Here is an 18,324-nt window from a genome sequence, read left to right as displayed (position 1 = left end):
CGGGCATCGCCCGGGCCGTCGCGGGCGGCGCGCGGGAGGCGCTCACCCGGCTCACCACGTCGATCGCCGCAGCCGAGGAACACCGCGACGCGGTCGCCCGGGAACGCGCCGCGCGCGAGGCCGAACTTCAGGAGGTACGCGGGGCGGCCAAGCGACTGGGCGCGGAGCTGGAGCGGCTGACCAGTCAGGTGCACCGCGACGAGGTGGCCCGCGCCGAGCAGCGACTGCGCATCGAGCAGTTGGAGGCGAAGGCCGCCGAGGACTTCGGGCTGGACGTGGAGACGCTGGTCGCCGAGTACGGCCCCGATCAGCCGGTCCCGCCCACCCAGGCCGACGTCGCAACGGCCGAGCGCGACGGGCTGCCGGTGCCCGAGCCGGTCCGCTACGAGCGGCCGGTGCAGGAGAAGCGGGCCGCCAAGGCGGAACGCGAACTGGCCCTGCTTGGCAAGGTCAATCCGCTCGCGCTGGAGGAGTTCGCCGCGCTGGAGGAGCGCTACAAGTTCCTCTCCGAGCAGTTGGAGGACCTCAAGGCCACCCGGCGGGACCTGCTCACCGTGGTCAAGGACGTCGACGAGCGGATCCTGGAGGTCTTCGCGAGCGCGTTCGAGGACACCGCCCGGGAGTTCGAGCAGGTGTTCACCGTGCTCTTCCCCGGCGGCGAGGGTCGGCTGATCCTCACCGACCCGGAGGACCTGCTCACCACCGGCGTCGAGGTGGAGGCCCGACCGCCGGGCAAAAAGATCAAGCGGCTCTCCCTGCTCTCCGGCGGAGAGCGGTCACTGACGGCGGTGGCCATGTTGGTGGCGATCTTCCGCGCCCGACCGAGCCCGTTCTACATCATGGACGAGGTGGAGGCGGCCCTGGACGACGTGAACCTGGGCCGGCTGATCACGTTGCTGGCACAGTTGCGGGAGAAGAGCCAGTTGATCGTCATCACGCACCAGAAGCGGACGATGGAAATCGCCGACGCGCTCTACGGAGTGACCATGCGCAGCGGGGTCACCCAGGTGATCAGCCAACGGCTCAACCGGGCCGACGAGGACGACCAGCGGCACAGCCGCGGCGAGGAGAACGGGTAGTGGCTCGGGAACGCGCGACGGCGCTCCTGCTGGATCTGGACGGCGTACTGCGCCGGTTCGACCCGGCGGTCGCCGCCGGGGTGGAGCGGGAGTACGGCCTCGCCGACGGGGTGCTCACCGAGATCGCCATGCAGTGGGGCCGGCTCCAGCCGGTGCTCACCGGCCAGGTCACCCACGCCGACTGGGTGAGCAGCGTGGCTGACGCCCTGGCCGAGCCGGCGGGCGGTCCGGACCGGGCCCGGGCGGCGGTGGAGCAGTGGCAGCGGTACCGGGGCGAGGTGGACACCGAGGTGCTCGACTTCGTCCGGGAGGTACGCGCCGCCGGGATCAGGGTCGGCCTGGCCACCAACGCCACCGACCTGCTCGACGCCGACCTGGCCGCGCTCGGGCTGGTCGGCGAGCTGGACGTGGTGGTGAACTCGTCGGCGCTCGGGGTGCACAAGCCGGCCCCGGAGTACTTCCAGGCCGCCTGCCAGGCGCTGGCCACCCCGCCGGCCCGGGTGCTCTTCGTCGACGACGAGGACTGGGCCGTGCGGGGCGCCCGCTCCGCGGGGCTGTCGGCGCACCGCTGGGGCGGGCACGGCGACCTGCGCTACCTGCGGGCGGCCCTGGACTACTGAACCGACCAGGGGTGGCTCAGCCGTCACTCGCCGGTGACGCCGTCGATGCGCTCGCGGATCAGGTCGGCGTGCCCGTTGTGCCGGGCGTACTCCTCGATCAGGTGGATGTAGGCCCAGCGGACGCTCATCTCGTCGGCTGTGCCGTCCCGGCGGGGCCGCTGGAAGGTCTGGTCCAGCGGCAGGTCGGCGACGGCCTTGTGGGCGGCCTCCACCTCGGCGGCGTAGGTGGCGAAGGTGGCCTCCGCGTCGGCTCCGGCGACGGCGTTGAGGTCGGCGTCCGGGTCCTCCTCGCCGTCGTAGAGCCCGGGGATGTCCTCACCGGCGGCCCGGATGCGGAACCACCAGCGCTCCACGTCGGCCAGATGCCGCACCAGCCCGAGCAGGGTCAGCCCGGACGGCTGCACGGTCGGCGTCTTCAGCTGGTCGGCGGTCAGGCCGGCGCACTTGAGCAGCAGCGTCTGCCGGTGGTAGTCGAGCCAGCCCTCGAGCATGGTGCGCTCGTCGCCGACGTACGGTTCGAGGGTTCGGGTGATCTCCGGTGCTCTCCAGGTCATCCGGTCATCCTCGCCACAGGGTCCGACAGCCGCGAGTGGGTTTCAGGGCACCACGACGACCGGCCAGCGGCCGGTGCGGACCAGGCGGGCGGCGACCGAGCCGACCAGCCGGTGACCGGCCTGCTCGGACGTGCCCACCACCACCATGTCGGCCTGGAACTCGTCGGCGGCCGCGCACAGCTCGCCGTACGCGTCGCCGCGCCGGCACAGGAAGGTCAGCGGAATGCCCCACTGCTCGGCCCCACGTCGGCATTCCCGCCGCAGCTCGTCGGCCAACTCGTCGTGGGTGCGCTGGACCGCGCCCGCGTCCATGCCGGGCACCAGGGAGGTGAGCCCGCTCGCCGAGCTGACGAAGACCACCACCAGGGCGGCGCCCTGCCGGCGGGCCAGCCCGGCGGCGTAGGAGCCGGCCCGCTCGGAGGTACGGGTGCCGTCGACGCCCACCATGATCACCCGCGGGCCGTCGGTGCCGCGCTCGAAGGGCAGCGGGCGGGTCCGGGGGCCGTACTCCTCGCGGTCCGGTGCTCCCACGCTCATGGCTCTACCTCACCTCTGCTCGCCGGTACGGATTACGGCTGCTCCGCCACCGGCGGCGAGGGTCGATTCCCGCTCGACCTCGTCGGAGACCGGGTTGCCGTTGTGCTGCCGCAGTGGCACCTCCTTGATGAAGCTCACCGCGATCAGGGCGATCAGCGCGAAGGGCGCGGCGGCCAGGAAGATGTCACCGGCGCCGTGGCCGTACGCGTTCTCGATCACCGCCCGCAGCGGGCCGGGCAGGGTGTGCACGTCGGGCAGGGTGCCGCCGCTGCCGGAGCTGGACGCGGGAATGCCGAGCTGGGCCAGCCCGTCGGCGGTGTAGTCCTTGACCTTGTGGGCGAGGACCGCGCCGAGGGCGGAGACGCCGATCGCGCCGCCGAGGCTGCGGAAGAACGCCACCACCGAGCTGGCCGCACCGAGCTCGTGCGGGCCGACGGTGTTCTGCACGGCGAGGACGAGGTTCTGCATGGTCAGGCCCAGGCCGACGCCGATCAGCACCATGTAGACGCTGAGCAGGGTGAAGCTGGTGTCCGCGCGCAGCGTGCCCATGAGCGCGAAACCGATGGTGAGCAGCGCCGAGCCGATCACCAGGAACGCTTCCAGCGGCCGGTCCTGGTGATGATCCGTCCGCCCACGGTCGAGGCGACCAGCAGGCCGAGGATCATCGGCAGGGTCATCAGACCGGACATGGTCGGAGACTCGCCCCGGCTGATCTGGAAGTACTGGCCGAGGAAGATCGACGCGCCGAACATGCCCACGCCGACCGCGATGCTGGCGACGACGGCGAGGGTGATGGTGCGGTTGCGGAACAGCCGCGGCGGGATCATCGGCTCGGCGGCCCGGGTCTCCACCCGGACGGCCAGCGCGCCGAGGACCAGGGCGCCGAGCACCATCGCGGCGGTCTGCCAGGACGCCCAGGCGAACTGGTCGCCGGCGAGGGAGACCCAGATCAGCAGCAGCGAGACGGCCGCGGTGATCAGGGTGGCGCCCCACCAGTCGATCTGCGCCTTCCGCTTGACGACCGGCAGGTGCAGGGTCTTCTGGAGCATGACCAGCGCGGCGATGGCGAACGGCACGCCGACGTAGAAGCACCAGCGCCAGCCGAGCCACGAGGTGTCCACGATCACGCCGCCGATGAGCGGGCCGCCGATGGTGCCGACGGCCATCACGGCGCCGAGGTAGCCGCTGTAGCGGCCCCGCTCGCGCGGCGCGATCATCGTCGCCATGATCACCTGGGCCAGGGCGGTGAGACCGCCGGCGCCGACGCCCTGGAGCACCCGGCAGGCGATCAGTTCACCGGTGCCCTGTGCGGCGCCGGCCAGCACCGAGCCGAGCACGTAGATCGCCAGGGAGAGCTGGACCAGGGTCTTCTTGCTGGTCAGGTCGGCGAGCTTGCCCCAGATGGGGGTGGTCGCGGTGGTCGCGAGCAGCGCCGAGGTGACCACCCAGGTGTACGCGGACTGGCCGCCGTGCAGCTCGGTGATGATCCGCGGCAGTGCGTTCGAGACGACCGTGGAGGAGAGGATCGCGACGAACATGCCCAGCAGCAGGCCGGAGAGGGCCTCCAGGATCTGCCGGTGGGTCATGTCGACGGCGGGCGCCTGGTTCGGCACTGTCGCCTGGCTCATCGTTGCTGCCTCCGAGCGGAGTCGAGGTGGAACGGCGGCGGGCGGGTACGCGCGGCCGCCTGGGAGTTACCTGAAGCAACCGTATGCCTTGGTTGCCTGAAGCAACAACTTGGCGGACCGAGGTCGTATTCCCCGTCGTCGGTCAGGTCCAGGAGTCGTTGAACCGGCCCAACAGCCGGGCGAACTCCTCGATGTCCCGCTCCGGCCAGCCATCCAGGGCGCGGAGGAACTCCCCGAGCCGTGCGGCCCGGGCCACGTCGAACCGGCGCTGCCCCTCCTCGGTGAGGCTGATCTGCGCGGCCCGCCGGTCGCTCGGGTCGGGGTCGCGGTGGACCAGGCCGAGGACCTCCAGCGCGTTGATCTGCCGGCTCAGCGTCCCCTTGCCCACGCCGAGCCGCGCCGCCAACTCGGTCAACCGGATCGACCCACTGCGCCTGAGCCAGAGCAGCAGTCCGTAGGTGTTCGGTTCGAGGTTCGGATGCACCTCCCGGGCGATTTCCCACGAAACCGCCCGGCCACGACGCAGCAGGGCGGTCAGCTCGTGCTCGACCGCCCGGATCGGCTCCGGCAGGTGCTCATCCACGGCGTAGAGACTACGGCGCGGTCGGCTGGCCGCTGGCCGAGAGTCGACGCCGCATCACCGGTCGTAGGTGCCCGTCCTTGGTGGTGCCCTCGATGGTCACGTCGGCGCCGCGCCCCCGATGGGTCAGGGTCGCGACCGCGTTGCCGAAGTAGGGTCCGGCAAGCTTGCGCCAGCGCACCCCCGGCCGACGCACACCCGCCGAACGGGCCAACGCCCGGGTGGCACCGGCCGGACCGGCCGACCAGCCCAGCCGCATCAACGGACGGATACCGGCCGGCACCTGGTTGTGGATCGGCGAGCAGGTGAGCTGGTGCACGGGGGTGACCACCGCGGGATCGGCGAACCGGGCCCGGGCCACGTACGAGTGGTGCACGTCACCGGAGAGCACGCTGATCGACGCCGGCGGGGCGTACGCCGGACCGGCGCCCACCCGCGCGCCGGACTCACCCGGGGTGCCGGTGCCGATCCAGGCGAACGTCTCCGCGAGTGCCTCGAAGGAGCGCCGGAACGCCGCCCAGTGCTCCAGGTCCAGAGCGCGGCGCAACTTCTCCGCCCAGCGCGCCACCCACGGCCGGCGCGAGTCCGCCAACTTCTCGTTCCACGCCTCGATGTGGTGGATGCCCTGCGGCAGCAGCCAGGGCAGCGAGGCGCCGACCACCAGGTGGTCGTAGACCCCGTGCGCCTGGTCCAGGAACCAGGACCACTCGCCCGGTGGCAGCATCGCCCGGTTGCCCGGATCGAGCACCCGGCTGCACCGGTTGTCCAGCATGACCAGCCGGGTCCGGCCCAGGTCCAGTGCGTAACTCCACTGGTACTGCACCGCGCGCCAGCGCTCGGTGTCGTGCGCCAGGTCGGACTCCTGGTCCACCCGGTGCCCGAACTCGCGCAGCACACCGGTGGCGTCCTCGGCGGCGGCGACCTTCGCGAAAACCGGGTCGGCGGCGATCTCGTCGGGAGAGAGGTTGCCCAGGTGCTGGTAGACCCAGTACGAGGCGAGCCCGCTGCCGATCCGCTCCTGCCACCACGGCTGCTCGCGCACCTCCGCCCGCCACGACGCCGAGGTGTTCCAGTCGTCGATGATCTCGTGATCGTCGAAGATCATCACGCTCGGCACGGTGGAGAGCAGCCAGCGGATCTCCGGATCGCGCCAGGACTCCAGGTAGAGCTTGGTGTATTCGTCGAAGCTGACCACCTGGTCGGCCGGCGCGCCCTTCGGACGACGACGACGCCGACGCAGCAACCGGCGCACCGTGGGCGAGGTGACATCGGCGTAGACCTGATCGCCGAGCAGCACCAACAGGTCGGGCAGCGGATTGGACTCCGGGTCGGCCATCAACCGCCGGGCGTACGCGTCCAGCGCGTCCGGCGGCAGCTTGCGGGTGGTGGCGTGCTGGGTGGTCTCCCGGCACGAGCCGAAGATCAGGTTGACCGGTTGGTCCCGGTCGTCGACGGCCCGGGTGCGGATCACGCTCGGCGGGAACCCGCTGCTCGGCACGGGCCAGACGAGTTCGTCGTCGACCAGCACCTCGTAGGTGGTCGCGCTGTCCGGGATGAGTCCCTCCACCACCACCAACGCGTAGTGGTGGTCGTACGCCGAGAAGGTGGGCGCGGTGCCGGTGGCCCCGTCCGCGGTGCGGACGGTGACCACGGCGGGCGCAGCCGTCTCCACCCAGATGGTCGCCCGGGTGTCCACCACTCGCCGCAGGAGTGGACCGATGAGGAGGTGTGCGGCGGGCATGCGGCCGAGCCTACCGCCGGTTTCTGGCACCAGCCGGGTGCGGTGGCTGAGACCCCGGGCACCGCCCGGGGGTGCGGTGGCTGAGACCCCGGGCACCGCCCGGGGGTGCGGTGGCTGGGACGCCGTCGCCCGCATCTGACAGGATTCCGGCATGGCCGAATATCTCGTCCTCGCTCTGGTCCTGCTCGGTCTGCTGATCGCCGGCACAGTGGGGCTGGTCGCGCCGCGGTTGCGGCGGCGGCCCGAGCCCCCGCTGCCACGCACCGAGGTCGACACCCGGGCCGAGGAGGATCTCGCCGGCCCACCGGTCGAGGCACCCGAGTCGGATCTGTCCACCGGTGTCCTGGTCGAGCCGCCGCCGGTCATCGAGGTGCCCGTGGAGGTGCCCGAGCCGACCGCCGGGCGGCTCGTCCGGCTCCGCTCGCGGCTGTCCCGCTCGCAGAACGTCTTCGGCAAGGGACTGCTCGGCCTGCTCGCCCGCGACCACCTCGACGAGGACGTCTGGGAGGAGATCGAGGACAGCCTGATCACCGCCGACGTCGGCGTCGACGCCACCAGGGACATCGTCGACCGGCTCCGCGAGCAGACCCGGGTGCTCGGCACCCGATCGGCCTTCGAGCTGCGCGCGCTGCTCGCCGCCGAGCTGGTCAACGCGCTCGACCCGACCCTGGACCGCTCGCTGCGGACCGCCCCGAAGGAGGGCGTCCCCGCGGTGGTCCTGGTCGTCGGCGTCAACGGCGCCGGCAAGACCACCACCTGCGGCAAGATCGCCCGGGTGCTGGTGGCCGACGGCCGCAGCGTGCTGCTCGGCGCCGCGGACACCTTCCGGGCCGCCGCCGCCGACCAACTGGAGACCTGGGGCTCGCGCGTCGGCGCGGAGACCGTCCGTGGCCCGGAGGCCGCCGACCCGGCCAGCGTCGCCTTCGACGCGGTCAAGCGCGGCATCGACACCGGCGTGGACACCGTGCTCATCGACACCGCCGGCCGCCTGCAGAACAAGGTCGGCCTGATGGACGAGCTGGGCAAGGTCAAGCGCGTGGTGGAAAAGCAGGGGCCGATCGACGAGACGCTGCTCATCCTGGACGCCACCACCGGGCAGAACGGCCTCGAACAGGCCCGGGTCTTCACCGAGGTGGTCAACGTGACCGGCGTGGTGCTGACCAAGCTCGACGGCACCGCCAAGGGCGGCATCGTGATCGCCGTGCAGCGCAAGCTCGGCATCCCGGTGAAGCTGGTCGGCCTCGGCGAAGGCAAGGACGATCTGGCCCCGTTCGACCCCGCGCAGTTCGTTGACGCGTTGCTGGGGACCGAGGCCACCGGACGGGACGCGTAGTCTCGGGTGACCACTGACGATCGCGCGTACGCGGGCTGGCGCGACCCCGGCCACCCTTCGCAGCGCCTCGGGAGACCGTACGTGACTTCGCAGGAGATCCCGCTGCACGGCGGCAACGTGAGCACCGTGGTCCGGGTCGGAGACACGGTCCGTCGCAACGCCGGGCCGTGGACCCCGTCCGTGCACGCCCTACTGCGTCACCTGGAGTACGTCGGGTTCACCGGCGCCCCCCGGGCGCTCGGCATGGACGAACGCAACCGCGAGGTGCTGTCGTACCTGGAGGGGGAGTGCGGGGAGTACCCGCTCGCCCCGCACTGGGTGACCGACGAGGCGCTGGTCACGGTCGCCACCATGCTGCGGATGTTCCACGACGCGCAGTACGGCTTCACCCCGCCGCCGGGCGCGGTCTGGCGCTCGTTCGGGCCGCCGCCGCCGGACACCGAGGTGATCTGCCACCACGACGCCGCGCCGCACAACGTGATCTGGCGTCCGGACGGCACGCTGGGGCTGATCGACTTCGACCTCGCGTCGCCCGGCGCCCGGATCTACGACGTGGCGTACGCGGCCTGGACGTGGGTGCCGATCTTCGCGGACCGCGACTCGATCACGCTGGGATGGAACCGTCCGGACCGACCGCGCCGGTTGCGCCTCTTCGCCGACGCGTACGGGCTGATCCCGCGGGACCGGCACCGGCTGATCCGGACCATCCGCAAGCGGATCGTGGACCACGTCGAGGGGATCCGCCGGATGGCCGCCGCCGGTGAGCCGGCGTTCGTCCGGATCGTGCACAAGGGGCACCTGCGCCGGCCGATGCGCGACCTGCGGCTGCTCGACTACGAGCGGCACGCCCTGGAGAACGCCCTCCGCTGAGCGCGGGCTGGTCGATGCTCGGTCGGTCCGGTGGAGCGGGCCGGCCGACGGCTCTGGCCGGTCAGCCATCGACGCCCGCCGTCCGGGCGATCCACCACCGTCCATGCCGCCTGGTGTGCGGACTTCGTGACACGTACGAAACAACCCGTCACCAAACGGAAACCCGCACGGGACACTGGGTGAAACAGCCGGCCGCGAAGCTTCCGCGCAACCGGCCTACGGGCGACGCTGCCCCGGAAAGCCGCGAAGGAGGACTTCACCTTTAGGAGGCCAGCGTGCCTGAAGCACCGACGATCGACGGCGCCAATACCACGTGGCTGCTGGTTTCGACCGCGCTCGTGCTGCTCATGACCCCCGGCCTGGCGCTGTTCTACGGCGGCCTCAACCGGGCCAAGGGCGTACTCAACATGATGATGATGAGCTTCTCCGCCATCGGGCTCATCTCTGTTCTGTGGTGGTTCTACGGCTTCAGCGTCGCCTTCGGGGCCGACGTGAACGGCTTCTGGGGCGACCCGGGCGCGTACCTCGGCACCAAGACCTTCCTCGCCGAGACCGACCTGTGGGGTGCCACGGCGGAAAACCCCAGCGGCATCGGGGTCCCGCTCTACGTGTTCATGGCCTTCCAGATGGTCTTCGCGGTCATCACCGTCGCGCTGATCAGCGGCGCCATCGCCGACCGGGCCAAGTTCGCCGGCTGGCTGTTGTTCGCGTTCGGCTGGGCCACCCTGGTCTACTTCCCGGTCGCCCACTGGGTGTGGGGCGGCGGCATCATCGGCGCCGACATCCACGCGCTGGACTTCGCCGGTGGCACCGCGGTGCACATCAACGCCGGCGCGGCGGCCCTGGCCGTGGCGCTGGTGCTGGGCAAGCGACTCGGCTGGCCGCGGGAGGGCATGAAGCCGCACAACATCCCGCTCGTCGCGCTCGGTGCCGGCCTGCTGTGGTTCGGGTGGTTCGGGTTCAACGCCGGCTCGGAGTTGACCGTCGACTCGGTCGCCGGGCTCGCCTTCATCAACACGCAGCTCGCCACCGCGGCGGCGGTGCTCGGCTGGATCGCGGTCGAGTGGATCAAGGACCGGAAGCCGACGATGGTCGGCGCCTCGTCCGGCGCCATCGCCGGTCTGGTCGCCATCACCCCGGCCTGTGGTTTCATCGCCCCCTGGGCGGCCGTCCTGCTCGGCATCGTCGCCGGTGCCGTGTGCGCGCTCGCCGTCAGCCTCAAGTACAAGCTCGGCTACGACGACTCCCTCGACGTGGTCGGTGTGCACTTCGTCGGTGGTTGGATCGGGTCGCTCTGGCTCGGTCTCTTCGCCACCAACTCGGTCAACGCCGCGATCACCGACGTGGTGGGCGCCTCCGACGGCCTCTTCTACGGCGGCGGGGCGACCCAGCTCGGGCGGCAGGCCCTCGCCGGCCTGATCGTCTCCGTGTGGTCGTTCGGCATCGCCTGGGTGCTCGCCTTCGTCATCGAGAAGACCATCGGCTTCCGCGTCAGGGGCGAGTCCGAGGTCGAGGGTATCGACATCGCCGAGCACGCCGAGAGCAGCTACGACCTGTCCCCGGCGGGCGGCGGCACGGGCAGCGCGTTCGCGATGGCCGGCATCGGCACCCCCGGTGGCGGAACGACGAGTGGTACCAAGCCGGAGGCGGACTCCGCCGAGCCGGTCAGCGCGAAGGTCGCCGGTTAACGTTCCTGGGATGGAGGGGTTGGACATGAAGCTGGTGACCGCGGTCATCAAGCCGTACCAACTGGACGCGGTGAAGGAGGCCCTGCACGCCCTCGGCGTGGCCGGGCTGACCGTCAGCGAGGTCCAGGGGTACGGGCGGCAGAAGGGGCACACCGAGGTCTACCGGGGTGCCGAGTACACGGTCGAGTTCCTGCCCAAGATCCGGGTGGAGGTGCTCACCGACGAGATCGACGTGGACAAGGTGGTGGACGCCATCGTCGGCGCCGCCCGTACGGGCAAGATCGGCGACGGCAAGGTCTGGGTCACCGGTGTCGAAGAGGTCGTCCGGGTGCGTACCGGCGAGCGCGGCCTCGACGCCCTCTGACCTCGACCACGACTGACATGGCCTCGTTGATCAAGAAGAACGCGTCAGGACACGCCCATGACGGTGACGCGAACCTCTTGATCAACGAGGTTGTCGGCGTACGCGGGGGGATCGGGGAAGCGGCTCGGCTGGGCCGCGCGGCCGCGTACGACACCTTTCTGCGCGGGCTGCTGCCGGCGCGCGACGGGGTGGCGCTGCTCGCCGTCGGTGGGTTGGGGCGGCGGCAGTGCGCTCCGTACGGCGATCTCGACCTGGTTCTGCTGCACGCCGGAGTGCCCGGCACGGACGAGCTGGCCGCCTCGGTCTGGTATCCGATCTGGGACGCCGGTCTGCGCCTCGACCATTCGGTACGCACCGTCTCCGAGGCGCTGTCCGTGGCCCAGGACGACGTCAAGGTGGCCCTCGGGTTGCTCGACGCGCGGCTGGTGGTCGGCGACCGGGCGTTGGCCGACTCGCTGATCCGCACCGCCGCCGACCACTGGCGGCGCACCGCCGTGCGACACCTGCCCGGTCTGCGGCAGGCGACCGCGGCCCGCTGGCAGGCGCACGGCGAACTGGCCTTCCTACTGGAGGGTGACCTCAAGGAGGCCGCCGGCGGGCTGCGCGACGTGGGGCTGCTGCGCGCGATCGCCGCCGCCGGCATCACCGACGCGCTGCGCCCCGCCGTGCGCGCCGCCCACCTGCGCCTGCTGGACACCCGCGACGCTCTGCACCAGCAGGTCGGCCGGCGGGTCGACCGGCTGGTCGCCCAGGAGCGCGACGGCGTGGCCGCACTGCTGGGCGTGGACGACGGCGACGCTCTCCTGCGCCGTGTCGCCGGGGACGCCCGCACGGTCAGTCATGCGCTGGACGACGCCTTCCGGGCCGCCGACCGTCTGCGGTCCGGCCGGTCCCGGGGCGGGAGCGGTCGTCCGGTACGCCGCCCGGTGGCCCGCGACGTCGTGGAACACGACGGCGAGCTGGTGCTCGCGCGGACCGCCATCGGGGCCCGCCCCGACCCGAGCCTGTCACTGCGGATCGCCGCGGCGGCGGCCGTCACCCGCCTGCCGATCGCCCGAGCCACCTGCGAGTGGCTGGCGGCGTACTGTCCACCGCTGCCCGCGCCCTGGCCGGCCGAGGCCCGGGCCGCGTTGACCACCCTGCTCGGCGCCGGTCCCGGTCTGGTGCCGGCCTGGGAGACCTGCGACCGGTACGGGCTGGTCGACGGCTGGCTGCCCGAGTGGACCCGGCTGCGCAGCCTGCCCCAGCACAACCCGGTGCACCGCTACACCCTCGACCGGCACCTGGTGCAGACCGCCCACGAGGCCAGCCGGCACACCCGCGAGGTGGAGCGTCCCGACCTGCTGCTGCTCGGCGCCCTGCTGCACGACATCGGCAAGGGACTTCCCGGTGACCACAGCACGGTCGGGGTGCCGCTCGCCGAGGCGGTGGCGACCCGGATCGGTCTGCCCGCCGTCGAGGCCGAGCTGATCGGCACGCTGGTGCGGCTGCACCTGCTGCTGCCCGACGTGGCCACCCGCCGGGACCTGACCGACCCGGTCACCATCGCCTCGGTGGCGGAGGCGGTCGGCGACACCGGCACGCTCGACCTGCTGCACGCGCTGGTCCGCGCGGACGCGGCGGCGACCGGGCCGGCGGCCTGGTCGGACTGGAAGGGCCGACTTGTCGCCGAGTTGGTCGCCCGGGTTCGTACCGCACTGGACACCGGCGTCCTGCCCGAGCCGCCGGCCCCGGATCCGGCGCTGCTGGCCGGGCCGCTGCCGGTCGTCCACCTCGCCGAGGACCGGGTGGCGGTGGCGGCCGCCGACCGGCGTGGGCTGCTCGCCACGGTGGCCGGCTGCCTGGCGCTGCACCGGCTGGAAGTGATCTCCGCGGACGCCTCGGCGGTCGACGGCCGGGCCCTGGTCGAGTGCCGGGTGCAACCCCCGCTACGGGCTACCGCCGGACCCGGTCCCGCTCCGGGCCGACCTGCGCCGGCCGTCGCCGGCGACGTGTCGGTCACCCAGCGCCTGCGCGGCCGTGCGCTCGCCGGTCGCGGCGGCGGCGCGGCTCCCCGTGTGGTGTGGCACCGTGAGGCGGCCACCGACGCCACGCTGCTGGAACTGCGCGCCGCCGACGCCGCCGGACTGCTCTACCGGGTCACCTGCGCGCTCGACGAGGCCGGTGCCCTGGTCCGCGCCGCCCGGATCTCGACCCTCGGCGGCGACGTGGTGGACGCCTTCTACCTGGTGGGCGGTTGGCCGGACGACGCCACCCGGGCCCGCCTGGAGGCCGCGGTCCTCGCCGCCGTCTGACCGTCGGAGGGTGTCGCGCGTCGGACGACGGCGCGGCCGTTCCTGCGGGCCGACCACCTCAATGAGCGATATACCGCAGAGTCATATTCATACCCGAGAGTCATAACGCTCACCGGAGTGTCCGCTGCCCGGCTCGCCGCCGTGACCCGGCGCGCGGAGAGCGGCCGGCCCCGCTGGCGGCGGATACGTCGGCGGACGTAGCGGCGGTGCCGCCGCCGGACGCACGACGGGTGCCCTCGGCGCGGGCAGAATGACGGCCATGTGGCGCAGCGGGTGGCAGACGACGGCAGCGGACGCCGTGCTTGCCGTGGTGCTGCTCGGGTTCGGGCTGCTCGCCACCGGGCTGGCCGGGGACAACCAGCCGGGGTCCAGGCCGGTGGACGCCGCCTGCCGGGCGCTGATCGCCCTCGCCGCGCTCGCCCTGTCGGTCCGCCGGCGCGTCCCGGTCGTCACGCTCGCCGTGGTCACCGTGGCCACCTCGACGTACCTGCTGATCGGCTACCCGTACGGACCGATCCTGCTCACGTTCCTGGTCGCGGTGTACACCGTGGCGGTGCGGCTGCCGGTGCGCCCGGCGGCGCTCGCCACCGGTGGCACGCTCGTCCTGCTGTTGACGCACGTCTTCTTCGCCCGTGGCCCGGCACCGGGTTGGACGGGAGTGCTGCCCGCCTCGGCCTGGGTGGTCGTACCGTTCGCGGTGGGGGTGGTGGTGCGGATCAACCGGGAGGCCGCCGCCCGCGCCCGTGTCGAGCAGGCCCGCAGCCGTGCCGAACAGGCCCGGAGGCAGGCGACGAGGAGCGGCTGCGCATTGCGCAGGAGGTGCACGACGTGGTGGGGCACGGGTTGGCCGCGATCAGCATGCAGGCGGAGATCGCCCTGCACCTGCTGCCGAAGCGGCCGGAGCAGGCGGAGGTCGCGCTGACCGCGATCAGCCGGACCAGCCGCGAGGCGCTGGACGAGCTGCGGGTGACGCTGGGCGCGGTCCGGCGGGGTGCGGAGCGTGGGCCGGTACCCGGCCTGGCCCGGATTCCGGCGTTGCGCGACCGGCTCGCCGGCGCCGGGCTCGCCGTCGAGGTGCGCGTGGTCGGTGACGCCCGGGAGTTGCCGACCGCGGTGGATCTGGCCGCGTACCGGGTGGTGCAGGAGGCGTTGACCAACGTGCTGCGTCACGCGGGCGTTGCCCGCGCGGAGGTGACCGTGGGCTACCGCGCCGACGAGGTGACCGTCGAGGTCACCGACCGGGGTGCGGGGGCCACCCGAGCCGGGACGGACCCGGCCGGCGACGAGAGCGGGCACGGTCTGGCCGGGATGCGGGAACGGGTCACCGCGCTGGGCGGGCAGCTGACCGCGGGGCCGCGCCCGGATGGTGGATTCCGGGTGTCCGCGCGACTGCGACGGGGTCGACCGCGTGATCCGGGTGCTGATCGCCGACGACCAGGACCTGGTCCGGCTCGGGCTGCGGGCGCTGGTGGAGAGCGAGGACGACCTGGCGCTGGCCGGCGAGGCGTCCGACGGCCTGCGGGCGGTGGAGCTGGCCCGGCGGGAACGGCCGGACGTGGTGCTGATGGACATCCGGATGCCCGGCATCGACGGGATCGAGGCGACCCGTCGCATCGTCGCCGACCCCGGCCTGACCGGCACACGGGTGGTGGTGCTCACGACCTTCGAGCTGGACGAGTACGTCTTCGACGCGCTGCGGCACGGCGCGAGCGGGTTCCTCACCAAGGACACCCGGCCGGCCGAGCTGCTGCGCGCGATCCGACTCGTGGCCGAGGGCGAGGCGCTGCTGTCGCCGTCGGTGACCCGTCGCGTGGTGCGGGAGTTCGCCACCCGACCGTCGAGGGTGCCCCGCCCGCACCCCCGGCTGGACGCGCTCACCGACCGGGAGCGCCAGGTGGTCGGCCTGGTCGGCGAGGGGCTGAACAACGAGGAGATCGCCGCCCGGTTGGTGGTCAGCCCGGCGACCGCGCGGACCCACGTCAGCCGGGCGATGGGCAAGCTGGGCGCCCGGGACCGGGCCCAGCTCGTCGTCTTCGCGTACCAGTCGGGGCTGGTGTCGGGGTGACGGCCGGGCCGGGCGACGACGGTCCCGCGGCCGGGCGGCTACCCTAGCGGTGGCCGGACTCCGCACTGCCGGCCGCGTTGTGCCCGCCGGAACACTGACAAACGGGATGTTCGTGTGTTTGACACCTTGAGTGACCGCCTGTCCGGGATCTTCACCAAGCTCCGCGGCAAGGGACGGCTCACCGACGCCGACATCGACGCCACCGCGCGCGAGATCCGCCTCGCGCTGCTGGAGGCGGACGTCGCGCTGCCGGTGGTCAAGGGCTTCATCGCGGCCGTCAAGGAGCGGGCCCGCAGCGCCGAGGTCTCCCAGGCACTGAACCCGGCCCAGCAGATCATCAAGATCGTCAACGAAGAGTTGATCAACGTGCTCGGCGGCGAGGGGCGGCGGCTCCAGTTCGCCAAGCAGCCACCCACGGTGATCATGCTGGCCGGCCTCCAGGGTTCCGGTAAGACCACCCTGGCCGGCAAGCTGGCCCGCTGGCTCAAGGGCCAGGGGCACCAGCCGCTGCTGGTCGCCGCCGACCTCCAGCGCCCCAACGCCGTCGGGCAGCTCCAGGTGCTCGGTGGCCGGGCCGGGGTCGAGGTGTACGCCCCGGAGCCCGGCAACGGCACCGGTGACCCGGTGCAGGTGGCCCGCGCGTCGATCGAGCACGCCAAGCGCGCCGCCCGCGACATCGTCATCGTCGACACCGCCGGCCGACTCGGCATCGACGCCGAGATGATGCAGCAGGCCGCCGACATCCGCGACGCCGTCTCGCCGGACGAGGTCATCTTCGTCATCGACGCGATGGTCGGTCAGGACGCCGTCCGGACCGCCGAGGCGTTCCGCGACGGCGTCGGCATCACCGGCGTGGTGCTCTCCAAGCTCGACGGCGACGCCCGCGGTGGTGCTGCGCTGTCGGTCCGCGAGGTCACCGGGCAGCCGATCCTCTTCGCCTCCACCGGTGAGAAGCTGGAGGACTTCGACGTCTTCCACCCCGACCGGATGGCCAGCCGCATCCTCGGCATGGGCGACGTCCTCACTCTGATCGAGCAGGCCGAGCAGGCCTTCGACTCCGATCAGAAGGAGAAGATGACCGCCAAGCTGATGGGCGGTGAGCAGTTCACCCTGGACGACTTCCTCGACCAGCTCATCGCGGTGCGGCGGATGGGCCCGATCGCCAACGTGCTGGCCATGATGCCCGGCATGGGGCAGATGAAGGACCAGCTCGCCGACCTGGACGACAGCCACTTCGACCGGGTCACCGCGATCATCCGGTCGATGACCCCCGGCGAGCGCAACAACCCGAAGATCATCAACGGTTCCCGCCGGGCGCGTATCGCCAACGGCTCCGGGGTCACCGTGATGGACGTCAACCAGCTGCTCAACCGCTTCGCCGACGCGCAGAAGATGATGAAGCAGATGGGCGGCATGATGGGCCTGCCCGGCGGCGGCCGGCGCAAGGCGACCAAGTCGCCGAAGAACAAGCGCAAGGGCACCAAGGGTGGCGGTCGGCCGCGCACCGGCGCCGGTGCCGGGATGCCGGGCGGCTTCCCGGGTGGCATGCCGCAGCTTCCGCCGGGGATGGACCCGAACGACCTCGCTGGCGGTCAGGGCCTACCGCCCGGTTTCAAGCTCCCGAAGATCGACTTCAACAAGCTCGGCAAGGGCGGCGACAACCGCCCTCGCTGAACGGCTGTCGGGAACGGCCGGCGATGTCGCGGTCGACGGGGTGATCGGGTAGGACTGTGCGCATGGCTCTTCATGTGCGCGGTGTGCTGCTCCCCGACGACGAGGTCCGGGATCTCTGGCTGGTCGGCGACCGGGTGACCTTCACTCCCGTGCCCGGGGCGGAGACGGTCGTCGACGGCGGTTTCGTCCTGCCGGGGCTGGTCGACGCGCACTGCCACATCGGCATCGCCAGAGGCGGCGCTCCGATCACCTCCGTCGACCAGGCCCGCGAGCTGGCCCACGTCGACCGGGACGCCGGCGTGCTGGCGATCCGCGACGCCGGTTCGCCGTACCCGTACCCCGAACTCGACGACGAACCGGACCTGCCGCGACTGGCCCGCGCCGGCCGGCACGTGGCACCGCCGAAGCGCTACCTGCGCGACATCGGGATGGAGGTCGGTGCTGCCGAGGTGGTCGCGACGGTGGCGGCGCAGGCGAAGGCCGGCAACGGCTGGGTGAAGCTGGTCGGTGACTGGATCGACCGTGGCCTGGGCGACCTCGCGCCGTCCTGGGACGCGGACACCCTCACCGCCGCCGTGCGAGCCGCGCACGACGCCGGCGTACGGGCGGCGGTGCACACCTTCTCCGAGTCGGCGGTCGAGATCATGGTGCGGGCCGGCGTGGACTCGGTCGAGCACGGCACCGGGCTCAGCCTCGACCTGATCGACGACATGGCCCGTCAGGGCACCGCGTTGGTCCCCACGATGATCAACATTGCCACCTTCGGCGGCATCGTCGACCAGGCGCGGGCCAATTTCCCCGCGTACGCCGAACACATGCTCGCGCTGCGCGACGGCTTCCCCGACGTGGTGCGCGCCGCGTACGAGGCGGGCGTGCCGATCTACGTGGGCACCGACGCGGGCGGCGGCATCGACCACGGGCTCGCCGCCGAGGAGATGCTGCTGCTGCACGAGCGTGCCGGCATGGCCCCGATCGACGTGCTCGCCGCCGCCTCCTGGGGCGCCCGGCAGTGGCTCGGCTTCTCCGGCCTGGTCGAGGGCGGCCTCGCCGATCTGACCGTCTACCCCGAGGACCCCCGCCGCGACCTGCGCGTCGTCCGCGCCCCGTCCCGCACGATCCTGCGCGGCCGCGTCCTGCGCTGACCGTTCCCGACCTCCGGAATGGCCGACTGGAGGTAGAACGTGGCCCGCGCCGGGTAGACGCCGGCGGAGAGAATGTCGGTCACCATCTCGCGCGCGTTGGCGGAGACCTGGTCGATGTCCTCGCGACGGTTCCTGGTGGTCAACATGTGCAGGTC

14 protein-coding genes and 4 pseudogenes are annotated in these 18,324 nt (G+C 72.3%); 12 read left to right on the top strand and 6 right to left on the bottom strand.

The annotated features are described in order from the left end of the window. Both JNW91_RS20860 and JNW91_RS20855 read left to right on the top strand, forming a co-directional pair. A pseudogene (locus JNW91_RS20860) lies at positions 1-1,079 on the top strand (chromosome segregation protein SMC); the annotation flags it as partial. Then, positions 1,079-1,699 (top strand): HAD family hydrolase, encoded by a 621-nt coding sequence (locus JNW91_RS20855; protein ID WP_203177187.1) that lies wholly within the window; start codon positions 1,079-1,081, stop codon positions 1,697-1,699. The pseudogene JNW91_RS20860 and the gene JNW91_RS20855, both read left to right, overlap by 1 nt. Before the next feature lie 23 nt (positions 1,700-1,722). Here the strand turns inward: JNW91_RS20855 and JNW91_RS20850 are convergent, their stop codons facing one another. From JNW91_RS20850 to JNW91_RS20830, 5 genes and pseudogenes are all read right to left on the bottom strand, one after another. Further along, the gene (locus tag JNW91_RS20850) at positions 1,723-2,253 is read right to left on the bottom strand and encodes a DinB family protein (protein ID WP_203177186.1); all 531 of its coding nucleotides are present in this window, start codon (positions 2,251-2,253) and stop codon (positions 1,723-1,725) included. Positions 2,254-2,295: 42 nt separating this feature from the next. After that, the gene (locus JNW91_RS20845; RefSeq protein ID WP_238425388.1) at positions 2,296-2,790 is read right to left on the bottom strand and encodes a universal stress protein; all 495 of its coding nucleotides are present in this window, start codon (positions 2,788-2,790) and stop codon (positions 2,296-2,298) included. Positions 2,791-2,799: 9 nt separating this feature from the next. After that, positions 2,800-4,418: pseudogene (locus JNW91_RS20840) on the bottom strand (MDR family MFS transporter). Positions 4,419-4,560: 142 nt separating this feature from the next. Beyond that, on the bottom strand, positions 4,561-5,001 hold the full coding sequence (locus tag JNW91_RS20835) for a MarR family winged helix-turn-helix transcriptional regulator (RefSeq protein WP_309244435.1): 441 nt from the start codon (positions 4,999-5,001) through the stop codon (positions 4,561-4,563). Between the two features lie 10 nt (positions 5,002-5,011). Further along, positions 5,012-6,739, bottom strand: coding sequence for an alkaline phosphatase D family protein (locus tag JNW91_RS20830; RefSeq protein ID WP_203177185.1), 1,728 nt, complete (start codon positions 6,737-6,739; stop codon positions 5,012-5,014). Between the two features lie 151 nt (positions 6,740-6,890). On the opposite strand from JNW91_RS20830, the gene ftsY reads away from it, so the two are divergent. From ftsY to JNW91_RS20785, 10 genes and pseudogenes are all read left to right on the top strand, one after another. Then, positions 6,891-8,072, top strand: a complete 1,182-nt coding sequence (gene ftsY / locus JNW91_RS20825; RefSeq protein WP_203177184.1) for a signal recognition particle-docking protein FtsY — start codon at positions 6,891-6,893, stop codon at positions 8,070-8,072. Positions 8,073-8,078: 6 nt separating this feature from the next. Next, positions 8,079-8,942: an aminoglycoside phosphotransferase family protein gene (locus tag JNW91_RS20820; RefSeq protein ID WP_203177183.1), complete on the top strand. Its 864-nt coding sequence runs from the start codon at positions 8,079-8,081 to the stop codon at positions 8,940-8,942. A gap of 275 nt (positions 8,943-9,217) precedes the next feature. Next, a complete protein-coding gene (locus JNW91_RS20815) occupies positions 9,218-10,630 on the top strand; it encodes an ammonium transporter (RefSeq protein ID WP_203177182.1) in 1,413 nt (470 codons plus the stop codon). 25 nt (positions 10,631-10,655) lie between these two features. Continuing rightward, positions 10,656-10,994, top strand: coding sequence for a P-II family nitrogen regulator (locus JNW91_RS20810; protein ID WP_172862163.1), 339 nt, complete (start codon positions 10,656-10,658; stop codon positions 10,992-10,994). Between the two features lie 17 nt (positions 10,995-11,011). Continuing rightward, positions 11,012-13,288 (top strand): [protein-PII] uridylyltransferase, encoded by a 2,277-nt coding sequence (locus JNW91_RS20805; RefSeq protein WP_238425387.1) that lies wholly within the window; start codon positions 11,012-11,014, stop codon positions 13,286-13,288. A 259-nt stretch (positions 13,289-13,547) separates the two neighbouring features. Next, complete coding sequence (locus JNW91_RS33655; RefSeq protein ID WP_407664362.1) at positions 13,548-14,210, top strand: DUF7134 domain-containing protein; 663 nt, start codon at positions 13,548-13,550, stop codon at positions 14,208-14,210. Beyond that, a pseudogene (locus JNW91_RS34005) lies at positions 14,108-14,626 on the top strand (sensor histidine kinase); the annotation flags it as partial. The gene JNW91_RS33655 and the pseudogene JNW91_RS34005, both read left to right, overlap by 103 nt. Before the next feature lie 70 nt (positions 14,627-14,696). Continuing rightward, positions 14,697-15,353: a response regulator transcription factor gene (locus JNW91_RS20795; protein WP_203177181.1), complete on the top strand. Its 657-nt coding sequence runs from the start codon at positions 14,697-14,699 to the stop codon at positions 15,351-15,353. Positions 15,354-15,467: 114 nt separating this feature from the next. After that, the gene (ffh, locus tag JNW91_RS20790; protein WP_203177180.1) at positions 15,468-17,027 is read left to right on the top strand and encodes a signal recognition particle protein; all 1,560 of its coding nucleotides are present in this window, start codon (positions 15,468-15,470) and stop codon (positions 17,025-17,027) included. Positions 17,028-17,089: 62 nt separating this feature from the next. Next, positions 17,090-18,169: an amidohydrolase family protein gene (locus JNW91_RS20785; protein WP_203177179.1), complete on the top strand. Its 1,080-nt coding sequence runs from the start codon at positions 17,090-17,092 to the stop codon at positions 18,167-18,169. A gap of 2 nt (positions 18,170-18,171) precedes the next feature. Here JNW91_RS20785 and JNW91_RS34000 read toward each other — a convergent pair. Next, positions 18,172-18,324: pseudogene (locus JNW91_RS34000) on the bottom strand (tryptophan--tRNA ligase); the annotation flags it as partial.

Origin of the sequence: Micromonospora parastrephiae, from assembly GCF_016802865.1 — a bacterium.
Lineage (GTDB): Bacteria > Actinomycetota > Actinomycetes > Mycobacteriales > Micromonosporaceae > Micromonospora > Micromonospora parastrephiae.
This window is presented reverse-complemented; position numbering and strand designations above follow the sequence as displayed.